General features: G+C 67.6%; 17 protein-coding genes and 1 pseudogene. 4 read left to right on the forward strand and 14 right to left on the reverse strand.

Annotation, left to right across the window (positions count from 1 at the left end; translation table 11 throughout):
- A partial coding sequence (locus ODE13_RS16960; RefSeq protein WP_416210753.1) for a pentapeptide repeat-containing protein occupies positions 1-824 on the forward strand: 824 nt, incomplete at its 5' end.
- 549 nt (positions 825-1,373) lie between these two features.
- On the opposite strand, the pseudogene ODE13_RS16965 reads toward ODE13_RS16960, so the two are convergent.
- The 9 genes and pseudogenes from ODE13_RS16965 to ODE13_RS16410 form a co-directional block, all read right to left on the reverse strand.
- Positions 1,374-2,279: pseudogene (locus ODE13_RS16965) on the reverse strand (choice-of-anchor G family protein); the annotation flags it as partial.
- A gap of 551 nt (positions 2,280-2,830) precedes the next feature.
- A complete protein-coding gene (locus ODE13_RS16375) occupies positions 2,831-4,117 on the reverse strand; it encodes an adenylosuccinate synthase (protein ID WP_322480225.1) in 1,287 nt (428 codons plus the stop codon).
- Between the two features lie 126 nt (positions 4,118-4,243).
- Positions 4,244-4,798, reverse strand: a complete 555-nt coding sequence (locus ODE13_RS16380; RefSeq protein ID WP_322480226.1) for a DUF421 domain-containing protein — start codon at positions 4,796-4,798, stop codon at positions 4,244-4,246.
- 109 nt (positions 4,799-4,907) lie between these two features.
- Entirely contained in the window at positions 4,908-5,375 is a 468-nt protein-coding gene (locus ODE13_RS16385) for an SRPBCC family protein (protein WP_322480227.1), read from the reverse strand.
- 104 nt (positions 5,376-5,479) lie between these two features.
- On the reverse strand, positions 5,480-6,133 hold the full coding sequence (locus ODE13_RS16390) for a thymidine kinase (RefSeq protein WP_322480228.1): 654 nt from the start codon (positions 6,131-6,133) through the stop codon (positions 5,480-5,482).
- A gap of 75 nt (positions 6,134-6,208) precedes the next feature.
- Positions 6,209-7,693: a lipase family protein gene (locus tag ODE13_RS16395; protein WP_322480229.1), complete on the reverse strand. Its 1,485-nt coding sequence runs from the start codon at positions 7,691-7,693 to the stop codon at positions 6,209-6,211.
- Between the two features lie 340 nt (positions 7,694-8,033).
- Positions 8,034-8,459 carry a DUF3151 domain-containing protein gene (locus ODE13_RS16400; RefSeq protein WP_322480230.1) on the reverse strand — a complete coding sequence of 142 codons (426 nt, stop codon included), beginning with the start codon at positions 8,457-8,459 and terminating at the stop codon, positions 8,034-8,036.
- Positions 8,460-8,488: 29 nt separating this feature from the next.
- Positions 8,489-9,169: a response regulator transcription factor gene (locus ODE13_RS16405; RefSeq protein ID WP_322480231.1), complete on the reverse strand. Its 681-nt coding sequence runs from the start codon at positions 9,167-9,169 to the stop codon at positions 8,489-8,491.
- On the reverse strand, positions 9,169-10,527 hold the full coding sequence (locus ODE13_RS16410) for a sensor histidine kinase (protein WP_322480232.1): 1,359 nt from the start codon (positions 10,525-10,527) through the stop codon (positions 9,169-9,171). Before ODE13_RS16410 ends, ODE13_RS16405 begins: the two co-directional genes overlap by 1 nt.
- A gap of 203 nt (positions 10,528-10,730) precedes the next feature.
- Here ODE13_RS16410 and ODE13_RS16415 point away from each other — a divergent pair, with 203 nt between their 5' ends.
- Genes ODE13_RS16415 through ODE13_RS16425 form a run of 3 tightly spaced genes read left to right on the forward strand, consistent with a single transcriptional unit; the run spans position 10,731 to position 13,010 of the window.
- Positions 10,731-11,813, forward strand: coding sequence for an ABC transporter permease (locus tag ODE13_RS16415; protein ID WP_322480233.1), 1,083 nt, complete (start codon positions 10,731-10,733; stop codon positions 11,811-11,813).
- A 46-nt stretch (positions 11,814-11,859) separates the two neighbouring features.
- Positions 11,860-12,651 (forward strand): ABC transporter ATP-binding protein, encoded by a 792-nt coding sequence (locus ODE13_RS16420; RefSeq protein WP_322480234.1) that lies wholly within the window; start codon positions 11,860-11,862, stop codon positions 12,649-12,651.
- The gene (locus ODE13_RS16425) at positions 12,642-13,010 is read left to right on the forward strand and encodes a hypothetical protein (RefSeq protein ID WP_322480235.1); all 369 of its coding nucleotides are present in this window, start codon (positions 12,642-12,644) and stop codon (positions 13,008-13,010) included. Before ODE13_RS16420 ends, ODE13_RS16425 begins: the two co-directional genes overlap by 10 nt.
- A 30-nt stretch (positions 13,011-13,040) precedes the next feature.
- Here ODE13_RS16425 and phnE (ODE13_RS16430) read toward each other — a convergent pair whose 3' ends face one another.
- The 5 genes from phnE (ODE13_RS16430) to ODE13_RS16450 all read right to left on the reverse strand — a co-directional run bounded on the left by phnE (ODE13_RS16430) (position 13,041) and on the right by ODE13_RS16450 (position 18,057).
- Complete coding sequence (phnE, locus tag ODE13_RS16430) at positions 13,041-14,015, reverse strand: phosphonate ABC transporter, permease protein PhnE (RefSeq protein ID WP_322480236.1); 975 nt, start codon at positions 14,013-14,015, stop codon at positions 13,041-13,043.
- Entirely contained in the window at positions 14,012-15,037 is a 1,026-nt protein-coding gene (gene phnE / locus ODE13_RS16435; RefSeq protein WP_322480237.1) for a phosphonate ABC transporter, permease protein PhnE, read from the reverse strand. The genes phnE (ODE13_RS16430) and phnE (ODE13_RS16435) overlap by 4 nt, the downstream gene beginning before the upstream one ends.
- Positions 15,034-15,825 carry a phosphonate ABC transporter ATP-binding protein gene (phnC, locus tag ODE13_RS16440; protein ID WP_322480238.1) on the reverse strand — a complete coding sequence of 264 codons (792 nt, stop codon included), beginning with the start codon at positions 15,823-15,825 and terminating at the stop codon, positions 15,034-15,036. Before phnC ends, phnE (ODE13_RS16435) begins: the two co-directional genes overlap by 4 nt.
- 30 nt (positions 15,826-15,855) lie before the next feature.
- Positions 15,856-16,854, reverse strand: a complete 999-nt coding sequence (gene phnD, locus ODE13_RS16445; protein ID WP_179541726.1) for a phosphate/phosphite/phosphonate ABC transporter substrate-binding protein — start codon at positions 16,852-16,854, stop codon at positions 15,856-15,858.
- Between the two features lie 345 nt (positions 16,855-17,199).
- Entirely contained in the window at positions 17,200-18,057 is an 858-nt protein-coding gene (locus ODE13_RS16450) for an HAD family hydrolase (protein WP_322480239.1), read from the reverse strand.
- Between the last annotated feature and the right edge of the window lie 7 nt (positions 18,058-18,064).

The raw sequence follows: 18,064 nt of genomic DNA on the forward strand, positions 1-18,064 counted from the left end.
GTGCCGTCGACCTCAGTGCCGTCGACCTCAGTGCCGTCGACCTCAGTGCCGTCGACCTCAGTGCCGTCGACCTCAGTGCCGTCGACCTCAGTGCCGTCGACCTCAGTGCCGTCGACCTCAGTGCCGTCGACCTCAGTGCCGTTGTCGTCCTCGGTCACCGTCAGAGTCGCCTCAGCAGACTCATCAGTGGTGTCATCGGTGCCGACAACCGTCAGGTCGCCAGCCTCGGTGCCCTCAGGGACAGTCCACTCGTAGGTGAAGTTGCCCTCACCGTCGGTCTCGACACCAGGGATGGTCTCGATGACGTTGCCCTCAGAGTCAGTGATCTCCAGAGTCACCGTGGAGTCCGGGGTGTAACCCGTACCCTCGATGTCCGTGGACTCACCCGGAGCAACAGTGTCCGGGTTCACCGACAGAGCCGGATCGATGTCCGCCTCGTCCTCGGTCACCGTCAGAGTCGCCTCAGCAGACTCATCAGTGGTGTCATCGGTGCCGACAACCGTCAGGTCGCCAGCCTCGGTGCCCTCAGGGACAGTCCACTCGTAGGTGAAGTTGCCCTCACCGTCGGTCTCGACACCAGGGATGGTCTCGATGACGTTGCCCTCAGAGTCAGTGATCTCCAGAGTCACCGTGGAGTCCGGGGTGTAACCCGTACCCTCGATGTCCGTGGACTCACCCGGAGCAACAGTGTCCGGGTTCACCGACAGAGCCGGATCGATGGCTTCAACAGCAGTGCCTCGCACAGTCGAAGAAGCAAGGTTCACCTGGGCCAGAGGACCGGCCGCAGGAATCAGGCTGACCTGCAACGCACGGACCGTCGATGAACCCTCGCCGAGGTCGCCGACCTCAGGCTGAGCGTTCACGGTGAAGGAGGCCACCTGGGTGACGATCTCCAGCAGCGGGCCGACGACCTCAGTCGCCAGCGGACCGGTAATGCCGTCCACGACATCCTCGAGATCGGTCAGGACATCCAAGGTCTCCCCGAGGAGGCCGCCCACCGTGTTCAGGACGATGTCACCGAGACCACCAGCCCCTGACAGGCCCAGCAGGTCGAGGAGGGGCTGCAGCAGGCCGGTCAGGCCCGACGTCGTCACGTTGAGTGAGTCCTCAGCAGAACCGTCCAGAATCTCTCCCAGCTGGGCGTCCAGAGCCACGTTGATGCCCGCGAGGCCACCCACGAGGTTCACATCCACGTCGAGGCCGAGCGAGGTGGTCGAGATCGTGTCGCGGAGGTTGTCGACGATCTCGGTGACCACATCGGTCACGGCCTGAGTGATGCCGTCAGCAATGGCCGCCAGGACCGGGCCGCTGAGCAGCTCGGAGTTCGCCGGCATGTCATTGAGGTTCGGCAGATCCGGGTTCGCCGCAAGCAGCGTCTCCAGGTCTACGGTCACCGCACCGGTGGTGAGGTCCACGGTCACGCCGCTGCTCTCACCGACGACGTCGGCCGGCAGCAGTGCGGAGAGGTCCGGCGCGGTGAAGTCGACGTTCGCACTCAGGTTGGCCAGGCCGCCCAGGTCGATGCCGACGTCGAGCGCGTCAGAAATGGAACCGGACAGGCCGTCCAGGGTTCCCTGCAGCTCGTCCACAGTGTTCAGCAGCTCGGTGTAGATGCCGCCGATGGCGGGGCTCTCGAGGTTCAGCGTCGCGCCAGCGATCTGGTAGTCGGTGGTGGGCTCGCCGCCGCCGAGCTGCTCAATGCTGGAGGACAGTGCGCCGACCGAGAGGCTCAGATCGGAGATCAGACCCTCAGAAGCACCGCCGCTCGCCTGGGTGAGGAGCTCACTCAGGTCGATGGAGGCATCAGCCGGGAACTCGTCAGAGCCGCCGACGGAGATGGCGCCCTGGTCGCTCACGGCACCGGAGGCCGCGCGTGCGTCTCCGTTGTCCTGAGCCTCGGCGTACTGGTTAACGGCACCGACTTGGATCACGCCATTCGGGCCGAAGAGCTGGAGCGAGTCGCCCAGGTCTACCCCGATGGCGTTGATCACCTCAGCGCCCAGCGGGTTCGTGACGATCGGGTGGTCACCGCTCGGGTTCTCGGCGAATGCGCCGTTGATCTCAGCGATGTCATCGAGGTTGATGCCCGCCGCCTGGCCACCGAGGAACTTGCCCAGCGCCTCGGAGACATCGGTGGGTGCAGCGTTGGCCGGCGCTGCGCCGGACAGGGCCAAGCCTGCGGCCACGAGGGTCGCAGTGACCGCCGAAGCACAGCGCTTCAGCAAGCCCCGTTGTAGTGGACCTTGTCTTTCTTCTGGTGCAACTAATGGCTTCCCCATGGAAGTCCCCCTGTTGTGCCTTGTGCTGATCCGCGCTCGCCCTCCATGAGGACAGCCGCTACATCGAATTGAGATGTTCGTGACCGCGCAGTTATTTCAACTTTTGATGGGCATGACGAGAGTCACGCAACCATCAGCGAACCTAGCACAGTCCCCAGCTTGGAGCCAGAGATTTCCCAGCTTCTGTTCACCTATTGAAGCGCACCGAGACCATATGCAAGACCCTGCCCGCGCCAGATAGCGCCCACCAGCGGCAATGAAACTGCATGCCAGGGGCTGGCTCATCATAAGGACTACCTGTTCACCGAGATTTTACGCTTTAGTGGCATTCATGAGCAGATCTCCCTGCGTACACAAAGAATGCCAGGGAAGGGTTGCGGGGAATCAACTTTACTACTCACGAGTAATCACGCTGAGGTCACCTCGGCGAGCATCGATGCGCCGAATCTGTCACGGGAAGGTCACACAGATGACGACGGCGGCCCACTGGGGCCGCCGTCCTCGTGATGTCACTGTGAGCTTCGACCCGATATCAGGCCGATGCAGAGCGGTCAGTCGATCAGATCCCGCACCGCGATGACCTCATCGCGACCCGGGCCCACTCCCACCCCGGAGATCCGGGTGCCGCTCATCTTTTCCAGGGCGAGCACGTAGTCCCGGGCATTGACAGGCAGATCCTCCAGGGTGCGTGCCCCGGAGATGTCCTCGGTCCAGCCGTCGAAGTGTTCGAAGATCGGCTTGGCGTGGTGGAAATCAGTCTGGGTCATCGGCATCTGGTCATGCCTGACACCGTCGACGTCATAGGCCACGCAGACCGGGATCCGCTCGATGCCGGTCAGCACGTCCAGCTTGGTGAGGAAGTAATCGGTGAAACCGTTGATGCGGGATGCATGCCGGGCCATCACGGCGTCATACCAGCCGCAGCGGCGCGGACGGCCGGTGTTCACCCCGAACTCTCCGCCGGTCTTCTGCAGGAACTCGCCCCACTTGTCGAACAGCTCCGTCGGGAAGGGCCCGGCACCCACACGAGTGGTGTAAGCCTTGACCACACCGATGGACCGGTTGATGCGCGTGGGTCCGATGCCCGAACCCACCGAGGCACCTCCGGCGGTCGGGTTCGACGACGTCACGAACGGGTAGGTGCCGTGGTCGACGTCGAGATAGGTGGCCTGGCCGCCCTCCATCAGCACCACGTTACCCTCATCGAGAGCGTCGTTGAGCAGGATCGTGGTGTCCACGACCATCGGACGCAGCCGGTCCGCGAAGGAGAGGAAGTACTCGGCGATCTCATCCACCGTGATGGACCGCCGGTTGTAGAGCTTGATCAGCAGCTCGTTCTTCTGCCGCAGCGCCCCATCGATCTTCTGCCGCAGGATCGACTCGTCGAAGATGTCCTGGACTCGGATGCCCAGCCGACCCACCTTGTCCATGTACGTCGGGCCGATGCCGCGACCCGTGGTCCCGATCGCCCGCTTCCCCAGGAACCGTTCAGAGACCTTGTCCATGGTCTGGTGATAGGGGGCCACCAGGTGGGCGTTGGCGGAGATGCGCAGCCGTGAGGTGTCCGCCCCGCGCGCCTCGAGGCCGTCGATCTCCTCGAACAGGGCCTCCAGGTTCACCACCACGCCGTTGCCGATCACCGGCACGGCATTCGGGGAGAGGATCCCCGCAGGCAGCAGCTTCAGCTCGAACTTCTCGCCACTGACGACCACGGTGTGACCCGCGTTGTTGCCGCCGTTGGGCTTGACCACATAGTCGACTCGCGAGCCGAGCAGGTCCGTGGCCTTGCCCTTCCCCTCGTCCCCCCACTGGGCACCGACGATCACAATGGCTGGCATGTCGCTCCTTCAGGGGTCCCGCTGTTCCGCGCGGGACGTCTCGACGTCAATGCCGTCTCCTTGGGCCGACGACACCGACGGCAAGTCTACCAACGCTGGTCTGACAGACCCTCCCCCGATGTGAGGTCAGCGGCGATCGTCCGTTGGACGCTCACCGCCGTCGCCCTGGGTGAAGGGCAGCAGACTCGACCCATCCCCCATCTGCCCCTCAGCGATCACCCCGAGCTCGCCATCCTGCTGAAGGACCACCGCAGACACCCCCTCCAGGGACCCGCCGCCGGACTTGCGCACCGCGGTATGGACGTCCTCCTCCACCAGCTGATGACGGCGCATCGCCCGGCGTTGGAAGGAACCCTGGTAGTAGACGAGCACCGGCGGCGCATCCAGCAGCCCACGGACCCTCGGCGAGCGACCGCGCAACCAGGCCAGCACCCACTGCAGCAGGATCAGCAGAGCCAAGGTCAGCACGGTCTGAGCCAGCGGCACCTCCACCGCGGTCAGCGTGCGCCCGAAGGCGGAGCCGATGGTCACCGCCACGATGAAGTCCAGCGGCGTCATCGATGCCATCGTGCGCGGCCCTGAGATGCGCAGCATCACCAGCAGCGCCACGTAGCCGGCCACGACGGTCACCAGGGTGTGGATGATCGGCTCCCAGCCGTCCCAGTACTGCGAGATGTCCATGGGGCCAGCCTGGCAGGGCCCGCGCGATCGGTCCATAGCAGGACCAGTTCGCCACAGGGTCTGTCCTCAGAGGAGCGGCGCAGCCCTTCCCACGACGCGAGATCCGCGCTCAGTCTGCGGCATGAGCCTCTGCCGCCGTGGCGATGTCCCGGAGATCACGGCTCATCGCGGACCGCGTCACCAGGCGCCCCAGCGGCGCGGTGAGCGCAGCCGCCGCCCGCTGCATCTGCCCCGAGCCCACGGAGGCCCCATGGAAGGACATGCACAGCAGCGTCCCGCGGCCACGGGGCGCCAGGGTGAAAGCAGTCTCATAGCTCATGCCGTGGCTGGCCGCGGCGACTTGGAGGCGACGCTCAGGCTCACTGGCGACGATCTTCATCTCCTCACTGGCCTGGGTGCCCATCATCCGGCGTGTCTCCCGCCAGCGGGCGCCGACCTCGGCTCCCGTGCCCGCCAGACGCTCGATCCGCGTCACACCGCTGAGCACCTGGGCAGCACCGTCGAGGTCGGTGAGGACCCTCCAGACCTCGCCCACAGGGACATCGATCTGTCGGCACAGCTCGAGCTTCTCGTCCATGGAGACTCCTCAGGCACCGGGCGCCCGATACGGGCCGCCGTCGGATCCTGAGACTACACAGGGGGCAGGGTGCGGCGCTTCGCTGGACGGCCGTCGTCGGGCACTCAGCCGAGCCGACCGCCGGAAGCCTCCAGGTAGCAGGCCGCACACAGCGACTCGTACCAGACGTCCGTCCCATCGATGGCGACCTGGTCGCCGTCGAAGATGACCCGGTCCCCGGAGCGACGGGTGTTGAACACCGCTTTGGCGCCGCAGCGGCAGATGGTCTTCAGCTCCTCCAGCGAGTGGGCGATGTCCATCAGTCGGGCCGAGCCGGGGAAGGACCGGGTGCGGAAATCGGTGCGGATCCCATAGGCGAGCACCGGGACGCCGTCGAGCACGGCGATGCGCAGCAGGTCATCGATCTGCTCCTCGGTGAAGAACTGCGCCTCGTCCACCAGCAGGCAGGCCACCGGCTTCACTCCGTGGCGCAGGGCGCGGGTGTCAGCGGCGTCGACGCCGTCCAGCAGGGTGCCCGGGACGCCGCCTTCGGCATGCTGGCCGAACAGCTGGCGCAGGTTCGCTGCAGCGGGGACGAGGAAGTCCACCTGACGGGTCACCCCGAGCCGGGAGACGATCTCATCCGCACCCTTGGTGTCCAGCTTCGGCTTCGCCAGCAGCACACGCTGACCGCGCTCCTCATAGTTGTACGCCGCCTGGAGCAGACCGGTGGACTTGCCGGAGTTCATCGCTCCGTAGCGGAAATAGAGCTTGGCCACCCTGGTCCTCTCTCGACGCGCGTGCGGGCCCCGCTCATTGTAGAGGGCGGGGCCCGCACAGCCGGAGGGCTCCCCTCAGAGGCGCCAGCAGCTGTTGGCGGTGCTCCACCCGTTCAGGCTCAGCGTGGTGAACAGCGCCACCCCCGGCATCCCGGCCACGAAGCCGCCCACATGGGTCGGGGCGACATTCGACTCGAAGGCCACCCGAGCGCCCTCACCGCACCAGCGCTGGGCCAGACTGCGACCGGTGCGGTAGGGGATCACATCGTCGAGCAGGCTGTGGTTGACCTGCACCGGCACCTGCGGGGCGCGGCCCTCACCGATGCGCTGCTCCACGAGGGCGGAGAAGAACGGCTCATCCTGGATCAGCTCGGTGAAGCCCCGCCCGTCCACCGTCAGTGTGGAGGTGTCCACGAACATGTGGCTGATCAGCGCAGAGACCGTGCACTGACCTGAGGCCTGCTCCAGGCGAGCCAGCCCCTCCTCGTTGAGGAACTCCGCCGGGTCCAGACCCTCAGACTCCACCAGCCCGCCCAGTGCGAAGAGCAGGAAGGCGTTGTAGAGGCTGCTGTCGATCATGTCCGCCACCTCGAACAGGTCGGCAGGGACGGCCCCGGCCGCACCCGAGATCAGGTTCAGCTCCGGAGCGTGCTCATGGGCGATCTCCAGCGCCGCGGCGGAGGCGCCCCCGCCCTGCGAGTAGCCCCGGATGTGGACCGGGTTCTCCTCGCCCAGATCCACCCCCTCGGCCTGCTGGGCCGCCCGGGCGGCGTCGAGCACTGCGTGGGCCTGGTCCACCCGGTTCATATAGGTGTGGGCCCCTTCGGTGCCCAGCCCGATGTAGTCCGGCACGACGACGGCGTAGCCCGCCTCCAACGCCGCAGCGATGCCCACTCCCTCATATTCGGTGCCGGCGGCCAGCTGCCGGCTCGGCGCACACTGATCCCCGAGACCTTGGGTGCCAGGTGCATGGATCACCAGCGGCCGCTGCGTGTCCTGACCGCTCCGGGCAGGCTCCAGCACTGTGGCGACGGCGGCCCGGGCGCCGCCGTTGGAGTCGGTGGTGCGGTACATGATCCGGGTGACCTCGGCGTCATGCTCGATCAGCCCGACCGGGTCCAGGTAGAAGGTGCTCTCCTCCTGACGGATCAGGGCGCCGTCCTCGGCGGGGAGAGTGGCCGGAGTGGTGTAGAAGTCCGAATCTGTGGAGTCGGCCAGATCCTCGGTGGCCGCCGCATAGCGCAGATCCTCGGCAGTGAGCTCCTCGGAGGCCTCCAGAGCCTGCTCCGCCTCCTCCACGGAGACGTCATCCGGGACCTCCTCCGCGTGGAGGTCCTCCGGGGCTGCCGCGTCGGACTCGCGCTCCCGCAGGAGCTGCTCCAGCTCGCCCAGCTCCTCCTCCACCGCAGGTTCCTGGGATTCCTCCGGGGCGGCCGAGGCGGCCGGCACGGTCGAGAGCACCAGTGCCGCCGCGGAGACGGCGGCACCTGCTCCCAGGACCAGACGGCGAGAGCGCCTCTCACGCCGACGCCTCGGGAACCCTGAGGCCGGTGGTTCCACGGGTGCCTGGCTGCGGCTATCGCTGAGGTGGTGGTGGGGGCTGCGGGGCGTCTCGGGTTGCATCATCGGGCCTCTCTGTCAGTGGGTGATCTGGGGCGATCCACTGGTTACTCACCGGTGTGACTCATGGGTAACGAGTGATCCGAGTCACACCCTAATGGGAGGAGGGTGCGCTGGGAAGACCCCTGCGCTCTCCGGAGACCTGTCCCACCTCGTCGAGTGGGGGATTCACCACCGCTTACAGCAAGAATTCACGGGACAGGTGTCAGCGAATCCCCCACTCGACGAAAAAGGGGGAGGGTGAGCACGAAGCCCACCCTCCCCTTCGCGGCCCGGCGCCTCAGCCCTGCAGCGCGGCGATCTGCTCCCGCGCAGTGGGGTCACAGTCGTTCAGGAACGTCGAGATCCGGTGGACCTCCTCGGTCTCCCCGATGGCGGCCGCGGCCTGGCCCAGCGCGGCGAGGGCCCGGAGGAACCCGCGGTTGGGCTCATGGGACCACGGCACCGGCCCGGCTCCGCGCCAGCCGGAGCCGCGCAGCGCATCCAGCCCCCGGTGGTACCCCACCCGGGCGTAGGCGTACCCCTCCACGGTGTACCCCTGGGACAGCGCGTCCTCGGCCAGCAGCGCCCACACCAACGACGACGTCGGGTGCTGCGCTGCGAGATCCACAGGTTCCTGGCCATCCGCGAGGGACTCGGTGACCTCGGGCTCAGCCGGCAGCAGCGTGGGCTCCGGCTCCATCAGGTTGTGTCCGACGATGCTCATGGCCGCCATCCTACGCGGCTCCCCAGCCCTCACGCGCGGATGATCCCCCGCTCTGACGCCACCCGAACCGCCGCAGTCCGGTTGTCCGCTCCAAGCTTCTGGTAGATGTGCACCAGGTGCGTCTTCACCGTCGCCACGGAGATGAATAGCTGGCGAGCGATCTGCTGGTTGGACAGCCCCGTGGCCAGCAGCTCCAGCAGCTCCACCTCACGTGTGCTCAGTGAGATGTTCTCACCCCGCGTTCTGCCAATCAGCCGGGCGGCGACGGCGGGAGCCAGCGCCGTCAGCCCCGCCGCCGCATCGTGAACCGCGCGATGGATGTCTTCCGGAGCGGCGTCCTTGAGCATGTACCCGCTCGCCCCGGCCTCCACAGCGGCCAGGATGTCGGCTTCCGTGTCGTAGGTAGTCAGGATCAGCACCGGGAGACTTGGGCACTGCCGCCTCAACTGACGGGTCGCCGCGACGCCGTCCATGCCCTCCCCCATCTGAAGGTCCATCAGCACAAGGTCAGGCCCGCGCCCTTCCGTGACGAGCCGCGCGACGACGTCGAGGGCCGCTTTCCCGTCCGCGGCCTCAGCTACCACTCGGATCCTCGGATCTTCACTGAGCATCGCGCGCAGACCGGCCCGGACTACCGGGTGATCATCGACCAACACTGTGCTCAGACCGCCTCTGGGCTGAGCATCGCCCTCGGCACCGGGACCCTGCATCACTCCATCCATCGCTTCACCTCCCTTGGTTGCTCCTGAGCTCGCTGGGGCTCCTGCTCCAGGGGGATTCGGATGGACACCGCCGTGCCCGACCCGGGGGAAGACTCTACGTGAAGCTGGCCGCCCTGGGCCGCGACACGGTCACGCAGCGATCCGAGGCCGACGCCGGTGCCCGTGGGGCGCTCGGCGCCGGCCGCGGGACGCTCCCCGACCGCCTGCTGCTGATCGAAGCCGACGCCGTCGTCGACGACGTCTACGAGCAGTGCGTTCTGCAGGAACGTCAGAGTGACGGCCGCAGTGTCGGCCTGTGCATGCCGCAACACATTGGCGAGGCTCGCCTGCACCGCCCGCAGCACAAGAATCGCCTGGCCGCCCGCGACGGGGCGGGGTCCTCCGCTGACGCGCAGTCGGCACCGCAGCGCATGGCCCTGTGCGGCCGCCTGCGCCTCGATCTGTCGGCAGGCTCGGCGCAGCTCCTCGAGGAGTCCCGGATTTTGCTGCTCCCCGGACTGCAGCACGGCGACGAACCGTCGAGCCTCATCCAGGTTCTCCCCTGCAGTACGCACCACCGTGTTCAGCTGATCGCGGGCCTGCCCAACTGAGGCTGAGTCGAGGCTGGAGACCGCGGCCCGGCTGATCAGCACAATGCTCGCCAACCCCTGGGCAAGCGTGTCATGGATCTCACGGGCCAACCGCTCTCGCTCGACGAGTGCACCAGCCTCCCGCTGGGCGGCGACCAGCTGCTGGCGGGCTCGTTGAAGGTCCGCCATCGTCTCCCGCAGAGCCCGGTTCTCGCGATCCAAGATCCTGTAGGCCTGCGTCATCAGGCCGGCGCAGACTGCTCCGATGATCGGCCCGATCACCGTAGCGGGATGGTCTCCTCCGGGCTGGCTCCAGAGCGCGAGGACGACGGCAGCCGTGAGAGCGGCGACGGCGACGACGGCCCAACAGAGGCGCAGCAGGTGCAGGTGCAGGAAGAACAGCGGGAAGGCGACCCAGGCGAAGTCTGCGCTGACGGCCAGCAGTCCACCCCACAGGCCGGTGACCACGAAGAGCCACACCAACGTGCCGCCCTGCCCGACCGCTGAGGCGGTCCGCAGGGGTCCGCCACTCGGCGACGCGGACATCTTCGCCTCCGAGACGCGCCGTTCCACGAGCGTGCCGGCCAGGTAAACCGCCGCGAAAACCAGCGTCAGCGCAGCTCCTGTGACGCGGCCTGCGGAGGGGTGCGGACCGTCGAGCAGTCGGACGAGCCCGATGAGAAGGAGGACCGCCACGCTGGTGTGCAGACCCACGCGCAGGCTGCGCAGGATCACCACACCACGTCCCGCCCGTGGATGCTTGTCCGGCCTCAGCATCCCCCCATCGTATGCAAGCGAAGACACCAGGGCATCAACCGAACGGTTGACCGGCACCTCCACCGTTCAGATGCCGAGGCTCCACCACCCAGGCGATGGAGAACCCGCACTCGCGAAGGAGAGTGGAGGAAGAGACGGCGGATGCCCTCCGCCCCGACCTACCACCGAGGTCGGAACAACCCTGACGATGATCGGAGAACCTGATGTATCTGGCACTTCGCGAAGTCCGCTTCGCCCGCGGGCGCTTCGCACTGATGGGCACAGTGGTCGCCCTGATCACGCTGCTGCTGGTGATGCTCACTGGGCTGACCTCCGGACTGGCGCGACAGAACGTCGCCGCGATCGACTCGCTGCCGGCAGATCGGATCGCCTTCGGGGACGACGAGCGCGATCCCAGCTACACAGAGTCCTCCGTCGACGCTGAGCAGCTGGAGACGTGGCAGCAGGCCGAAGGCGTGTCCCACGCGGAGCCGCTGGGCATCAGCCAGACCACGGCTGAGGCGGGCAACGCCGCCTCAGTGGCGGTCATCGGCCTCGCCGAGGACTCCCAGATGGGGCCAGACGACGACGTGACACCGAGTGCGGATCAGACGGTGGTCTCCGAAGAGATCAGCGAGGACCTGGGGCTGAAGGTCGGCGATCCGGTGACGATCAACGGCCAGGAACTCACTGTCAGCGCCGTGACTCCGACCCAGTGGTACAGCCACACCCCGGTGATGTGGACCGCACTGACGCAGTGGCAGGAGCTCTCTCCTCGCGGCGATCCCAATGCCGTCGGCACCGTCCTGGCGATCACCGCACAGGACGACGCCTCCCCGACCGTCGATGAGCAGGCGGTGGATGACGCGGCCGGCACGTGGAGCATGACCCCCACAGAGAGCTTCGACGCGCTGGCGTCCTACTCCTCCGAGAACGGTTCGCTGACGCTGATGCAGGTCATGCTCTATCTGATCTCCGGGCTGGTGATCGCGGCGTTCCTCACCGTGTGGACCGTCCAGCGCACCCGGGACATCGCGGTGCTCAAAGCTCTCGGCGCCTCCACCGGCTATGTGCTGCGCGATGCTCTGGCGCAGGCCGCCGTGGTGCTCACTCTCGGTGCGAGCATCGGTGGTCTCGCCGGGTGGGCCGGCGGTCTCGCCGCCAGCGGGACGGCGCCTGTCGAACTCACCATGCTGACGAGTCTCGCACCCGCGGCCGGAGTCCTCCTCGCCGGGCTCGTCGCCGCCGTTCTCGCAGTCCGCCGGGTCACCCGGGTGGACCCCCTCCTCGCACTCGGCGGCAGCTGATCCGCGCCCGCACTGTCCATCACCCTTCCACCTCATAGGAGCACCCATGCCCACATCGCCACTCACCTCAGACCAGACGGCATCGGCCGTTCCCTCTGACACCAGCTCCCGCACCGTCCCTTCACACGCGCCGACGGCCCTCGAGCTGGACGGCGTGACCCTCACCTACCCGGACGGTACAGGGACGCTCACCGCTCTGGACCAGGTCTCGCTCCGCGTCGGCGCGGGTCAGATGCTCGCCCTCGTCGGTCCCTCCGGTTCCGGAAAGTCCAGTCTGCTCGCCGTCGCGGCCACTCTGGTCCAGCCTCAGCACGGCGTGGTGAGCATCGCCGGACGCGACGCCGCCCAGCTCAGCCGCCGATGTCGCGACCGGCTGCGGCGAGAAGAGATCGGCATGATCTTTCAGCAGCCCAACCTGCTGCCGTCACTGACGGCGCGCGAGCAGCTCATCATCGCGGAGGACATGAGGGGCGGTGCCCGTCGGTCGGCCGCAGCCAGGGCCGACGCCCTGTTGGAGGAGGTAGGCCTGACCGACGCCGCCGGACGGCGACCTCATGAGCTCTCGGGAGGAATGCGCCAGCGTGTCAACATCGCTCGCGCCCTGATCGGCTCACCCTCAGTGCTGCTGGTGGACGAACCGACGGCCGCCCTGGACCACGAGCGATCCCTGACCGTGGTGCAGCTGCTCGCGAGACTGACGGCCGAGCATCAAGTGGCCACCGTGATGGTCACCCACGACACCGAGTACGTGCCGGTGGCCGACGCCGTGGCCACGATGCGGGACGGCGCTCTGTCCCGCCCCGAACCGACCGACACCGGAGAGACTTCATGGAACTGACCCACACCATCCTGATCCTCGCCCACCTGCTCGGCCTCGCTGTGCTCATCGGCAGCCCGCTCGGCGCCCTACCGGGCGCGGGTGGAACCCACAGGCCAACCCTCGCCGTGGGGCTCCGTCGCCTGCTGCTCTCCGCTGCGACCTTGCAGCTCCTCACCGGGCTGGCGCTGACGGCGCTGCTCGAGATCGATGATGCGGCGTCAGTGGACCACACGAAGATCGCCGTGAAGCTGGGCCTGCTGCTCGTCGCGGGTGGACTCGCCGCCCACCTGAACCGGCGTCCGGGTCAGCCACACGTCCGCCTATGGTTCCTGAGCCTCATCTCTGCCGGAACCGCCGCCATCGCTGTGCTGTGGTGAAGGACCTCCGGAGGCTCTGTGCCAGGTTCCTCAGGTCGGAGGGGACTCGACCACAGGACGGCCACCGACACCATGGGCACGACCCGACGACGCCCGGGACTGTTTCTTCGGCGCCCCGTGGATGACCCGATGCCGGATCCAGGCGGAGATCTGATCGATGATGATCGTCACCACGATGATCACCACCAGGGTGATCCCGATGCGGTCCCAGGCACGGACGTTGAAGAGCGCCGACAGCAGCGAGCCGATGCCCCCTGCCCCCAGCACCCCGAGGATGGCCGAGGCCCGGATGTTGACCTCGAAGCGGTACAGCCAGATGGCGATCACCTCCGGCATCACCTGCGGCAGCACCGCCCAGCGGATCATCTGCAGCTTCGAGGCGCCCGAGGCCCGCGCGGACTCCAGCGGACCCGGATCCACGCCCTCGATCGCCTCGGAGATGAGCTTGGACAGCGTCCCGATCGAGCTCACTCCCAGCGCCAGCGCGCCCGCCAGCGGGCCCAGCCCGAAGATCGGCAGCATCACCGCGATCGCGAAGACGATCTCCGGGACCGCGCGGATCACCGAGAGAATGAAGCGGACCACCACATAGATGGGCAGCGGGGTCATGTTCCGCGCGGCCAGGAAACCCATGGGCAGGGAGAACAGCGCACCCACCACAGTGCCGATCCAGGCGATCTGCACCGACTCCAGCATGTCTGAGAAGGCGGTGCCCCAGGCTGCCTGCACCTCCGGGGTGAGCGGTTGGAACACGCCCTGCACCATCAGGGAGGAATAGGTCATGAAGTTCGCCGGGAACTCGGCCAACCGCGCGAAGTTCGCCCCCGTGGCGGAGACCGCGGCGATCACGAGGATCCCGAAGGCCAGCAGCCCCAGGTTCCAGCCCAGTTTGGAGGGCTTCACCGGGCGGCGGTCCAGGCGGTCCGGGGTGTGGCGCGGGGCAGATCCGGCCTGCGGGCCGCCGACCGGCCGCGACTGCCCGCCGGGTTCGATGGGCTCTGTCATGTCAGCCTCCGACGGATGGTCAGCGAGAGGTAGTCCACGGCCAGCACCACGACCACCAGGGCGATCATGATCGCGGAGATGTTCTCGTAGGCGAACCGGGAGAGCTGCACGCTGATCGTGGAGCCGATGCCTCCGGCACCGACGATTCCCAGCACCACCGAGGCGCGGATGTTCAGCTCGAAGACATAGAGGCTGTAGGACAGATAACCGGGCAGGATCTGCGGGACCACGGCGATCCGGTCACGCTGCAGGAGATTGGCCCCCGACGCGTCGGCCGCCTCGAGCGGGCCACGGTCCACGGCGTCGATGGTCTCACCGGTCAGCTTCGCGATGATGCCGATGTTGAACATCACCAACGCCATCACTCCGGCCATCGGCCCCGCTCCCCCGGCGGTGCCGCCGAGCAGCGCCACGAACAGCAGACCGTAGCCGATGTCCGGGATGGATCGGATCACCGAGTTCAGCGCCTTCACGAACTGCGAGACGCCCCGGTTCGGGCTCGAGACCGGCGAGGCCATCATCGCCAGGAACAGGCCGATGCAGCAGCCCACGGTGGTGGCCACCACCGCCATCGCGAGGGTGACCAGCCAGGCGTCGGAGACTCGCCAGATGAACCCCCAGTTGGGGTTCATGAAGCCCTGCAGCACCGGCTCGGCACGGCGCAGGTCCTCCCACAGCGGGGTCAGAGTGAAGCCGATGCCGGAGCCGCCCCACCAGGTGACGCCGATGACGGCCAGCGCCCCCAGCATCGGAAGCTCCCCGGTGCCCGTGCGCCAGCCGAGGGCCAGCACGCCCACCAGCACCAGCGCGCCGATGCCGGGGTACAGCGGCAGCCGGGTGAAGCCGAGGTCGAGCATCAGCGTGGAGGTCGAGGTCCAGCCGAAGAACAGCACCAGCAGCACGGCGACGGCGACGAGCCCCAGGTAGCCGGCAGCTCCGGGGCGCGGCTTCTCCGGCCGCCCGGCGCGGGAGCCGGGACTCGGCCGTCCCGGGGATGCGGAAGGGGCGGTGACGGTGCTCAACGGCCTGTACTCTCCACCGGGGAACCGTCCACGACGACGTCCTCGGCGGTGAGCGAGCGCTGGTAGACCGCCTCGATGGCGGCGTCGGTGGCCTCCTCCACCGGGCCGTCGAAGACGACCTCGCCGCCGCGCATGCCGATCACCCGATCCGCATAGCGCCGGGCCATGTCCAGATGGTGCAGGTTCACGATCGTGGTGATGCCCAGCTCCCGGTTGATCCGGCGCAGATCCTGCAGCACCTTGTGCGCGGTGGGCGGGTCCAGGGAGGCCACCGGCTCGTCAGCGAGGATCACCTCGGGGTCCTGGGCGAGCACCCGAGCGATGGCCACCCGCTGCTGCTGTCCGCCCGAGAGCGTCGAGGCCCGGACGTAGGCCTTCTCCACGATGCCCACCCGCTCCAGGGACCGGAAGGCGATCTCCTTGTCCTGCGGTTTGTACCAACCCAGCAGAGATCGCCAGGAGGAGGTCTGCGAGGACCGTCCGACCAGCACATTGGAGAGTACGGAGATGCGCGTGACGAGGTTGAAGGACTGGAAGATCATGCCCACCCGGGAACGCAGCCGCCGCAGCCCGCGCCGGGAGCCGGCGTCGACGACGTCGCCTCCTACGGTGAGGGTGCCCGAGGTGTAGGGCACCAGGCCGTTGATGGTGCGGATGAGGGTGGACTTGCCAGCACCGGAGAGTCCGACGATGACGACGAACTCTCCCTTCTCCACCGCGAGGCTCACGTTCTTCAGCCCCTGGAAGCCGCCGGGATAGACGACGTCGACGTTCTCGAATCTGATCATGGGATGTCCGGACGGAGGAGTCGGATGGGCTTACTCGTCGTCGCCGAAGTTGGCGGCCACCTCACGGGCGGCGTCGAGGGCATCGACGTTGGCCTCCACGAGGTCGTCGATCTCATAGACGTCGAAGAGGACCTCCTGACCCTCCTCCGACTCGGTCAGCGCCAGGAACCCGTCGGTGATCGCCTGCTTCTCCTCGTCGCTGAGGTGCGCGGCCAGCGCGATCCCGTCATTGGGGATGTCCTCGCTCCAGGCGAAGACCACCACTTCGTCTCCGACGTCCTCCTGCTCCTCGACGACGGACTCGCGGGCGTCGTCGAAGCTGACGCCCACGCTGATCTCACCGTTGTAGACGTTGAGCACGGAGTTCGGGTGGCCGCCGGCGAACTGCGCGTCGATGTCGCTGAACGGGTCGAAGCCGTTGAGGACCTCAAGCTGGGTGGCCGGGTAGTAGTAGCCGGAGGCGGATCCTTCATCCACGAAGGAGATGGTCTCGCCCTCTTCGATCAGCTCGAGGGCCTCTTCGCCGACAGGGCCCGATGAGGCAGTGTCGGTGCCGTTGCAGAAGAGCATCTCGTAGCCCTGACCCGTCTCGGCCATGACCGGCTCGTCGAGGCAGTAGGTGTCCGGGTCGTTGGTGAACCACTGGGTGACGTAGGTGTCGGAGCCATAGCGCACCGCCTGCAGCACGGCTTCGGCATCGGCCTGATCGATGGCCTGGACCAGGGCGATGGGGCCGAACATCCCGATGTCTGCCTGCTCGGTCTGCATGGCCGTGACCAGCCCGGCGTAGTTGTCGGTGATGTAGGGCTCGACCTCGCGGTCCAGCTCCTCGCTGAGCTGCTCGGCCAGTGCGTCGGCATCCTCGACGAGCTGGTCCATGTCCTGGGAGGGCACGAGACCGAGGACGAGGGCCTCCTCAGAGTCCCCACCGGCCTCGCCGGCGTCGCCGTCGTCATCGGAGTCGGCGACACAGCCGGCCAGGACGAGCGTCAGCACGCCGCCCAGCGCGAAAGTGGATGTGGTCTTCATGCGCATGAGTGGTTTTCCTCTTCGATCACGATGCAGGTGAAATGCCGGATCCGGCACAAGAAACTCATCCCCCGGTGCTGATTCCGACAGGCCCTTCACCCCGTGCCTGCGCTCGACCTCGCTGGATGAAATCCTGATGCGACCCTCATCCGAGCGGGGCGCGACCATGGTGCGGGGCGCGAACCTGACCTCACTCTAGAGCGCCCAGATGGGCCTCACAAGCCAGAACAATGCGGTTTGGCCAGCCGTCACACGGTGTTCACACACCGCGCGGCCTACTGTGAAGCCGGTCACGACATGAGGGTGATGGGCGTCTCGTGACCAGCGGGTAGGTATTCCTGCAGGTCAGCCGGGCACACCACCGTGGAGCTGACTCTCCTGGCCTGCCCAGCTGCCGATGGTGTCCATGGCGTCAGCGACGCGCCGGACTCGGTGATCCGGTTCTCCCAGGCCGGTGGCGAACCGGTCCAGCAGCAGGGTGGTGCCGCCGAGGGCGGCCACTGGGGCGAGGTCGTTGCGCCAGATGTCCCCCACCGAGAGCACCTGGTCAGCGGCGATCGGCCTCTCAGGACTGTCCACCGCGCAGGCGAGGCGCAGCGCCTCGGGCATGCCGAAGGGCTTACGGGCGTCGTTGATCACCGCATCGAAGGCCCCAGTGAGACCCAGCGCCTGGAGCCAGGGGGCGAAGACTCCGGCCGGAGAATTGGTCACCAGCACGACGACGGCGGTGCGGCGCACCTGCTCCAGGAGCTCGGCGAGTCCGTCCGGAGCATGGATGTCGGTGGACTCCAGCCCACGGGCGAGGAGGTCCTCGCGCCCCCCGAGGAACGCCTGCCCCGCCTCGACGTCACTGAGCCCCGCCTGCCGGGCGAGCAGCTGGACCAGCTGGTAGCCGTCCTGCACGGGCCAAGAGACGGGGTGGGCGCTGTGCGCCGTCCCGTCGGCGGCGAGCCGGTGGCCGGGCTCCTGCTCCACGCCGAGCGGGACACCGGACTCGTCGTAGGCGATCTCCTCGACGAGCAGGTCGTCGGCGGCGAAGGCGCGGGCGACGGCGTCGCGGACCAGTGGCTGCTGACCACGCTCGGTGAGCGTGGCGTCCACCCGGGCGGCATAGGCCAGCACCGGATCATCGCCGAGGCAGACGGTGCCGTCGAAGTCGAGGAGCAGCAGTCGGGTGCGGGGCGCGGAACCGGGGATCGTCACGCGCTCC

Source organism: Nesterenkonia sp. HG001 (assembly GCF_034438835.1).
In the GTDB taxonomy this organism is placed as follows: Bacteria; Actinomycetota; Actinomycetes; order Actinomycetales; family Micrococcaceae; genus Nesterenkonia; species Nesterenkonia xinjiangensis.

Coding starts and splice junctions, on each gene's coding strand:
- ODE13_RS16415 (WP_322480233.1), top strand. CDS start 10,731: ATGTATCTGGCACTTCGCGAAGTCCGCTTCGCCCGCGGGCGCTTCGCA.
- ODE13_RS16410 (WP_322480232.1), bottom strand. CDS start 10,527: ATGCTGAGGCCGGACAAGCATCCACGGGCGGGACGTGGTGTGGTGATC.
- ODE13_RS16385 (WP_322480227.1), bottom strand. CDS start 5,375: ATGGACGAGAAGCTCGAGCTGTGCCGACAGATCGATGTCCCTGTGGGC.
- phnC (WP_322480238.1), bottom strand. CDS start 15,825: ATGATCAGATTCGAGAACGTCGACGTCGTCTATCCCGGCGGCTTCCAG.
- ODE13_RS16375 (WP_322480225.1), bottom strand. CDS start 4,117: ATGCCAGCCATTGTGATCGTCGGTGCCCAGTGGGGGGACGAGGGGAAG.
- ODE13_RS16400 (WP_322480230.1), bottom strand. CDS start 8,459: ATGAGCATCGTCGGACACAACCTGATGGAGCCGGAGCCCACGCTGCTG.
- phnE (WP_322480236.1), bottom strand. CDS start 14,015: ATGACAGAGCCCATCGAACCCGGCGGGCAGTCGCGGCCGGTCGGCGGC.
- phnD (WP_179541726.1), bottom strand. CDS start 16,854: ATGAAGACCACATCCACTTTCGCGCTGGGCGGCGTGCTGACGCTCGTC.
- ODE13_RS16425 (WP_322480235.1), top strand. CDS start 12,642: ATGGAACTGACCCACACCATCCTGATCCTCGCCCACCTGCTCGGCCTC.
- ODE13_RS16420 (WP_322480234.1), top strand. CDS start 11,860: ATGCCCACATCGCCACTCACCTCAGACCAGACGGCATCGGCCGTTCCC.
- ODE13_RS16405 (WP_322480231.1), bottom strand. CDS start 9,169: ATGCAGGGTCCCGGTGCCGAGGGCGATGCTCAGCCCAGAGGCGGTCTG.
- ODE13_RS16380 (WP_322480226.1), bottom strand. CDS start 4,798: ATGGACATCTCGCAGTACTGGGACGGCTGGGAGCCGATCATCCACACC.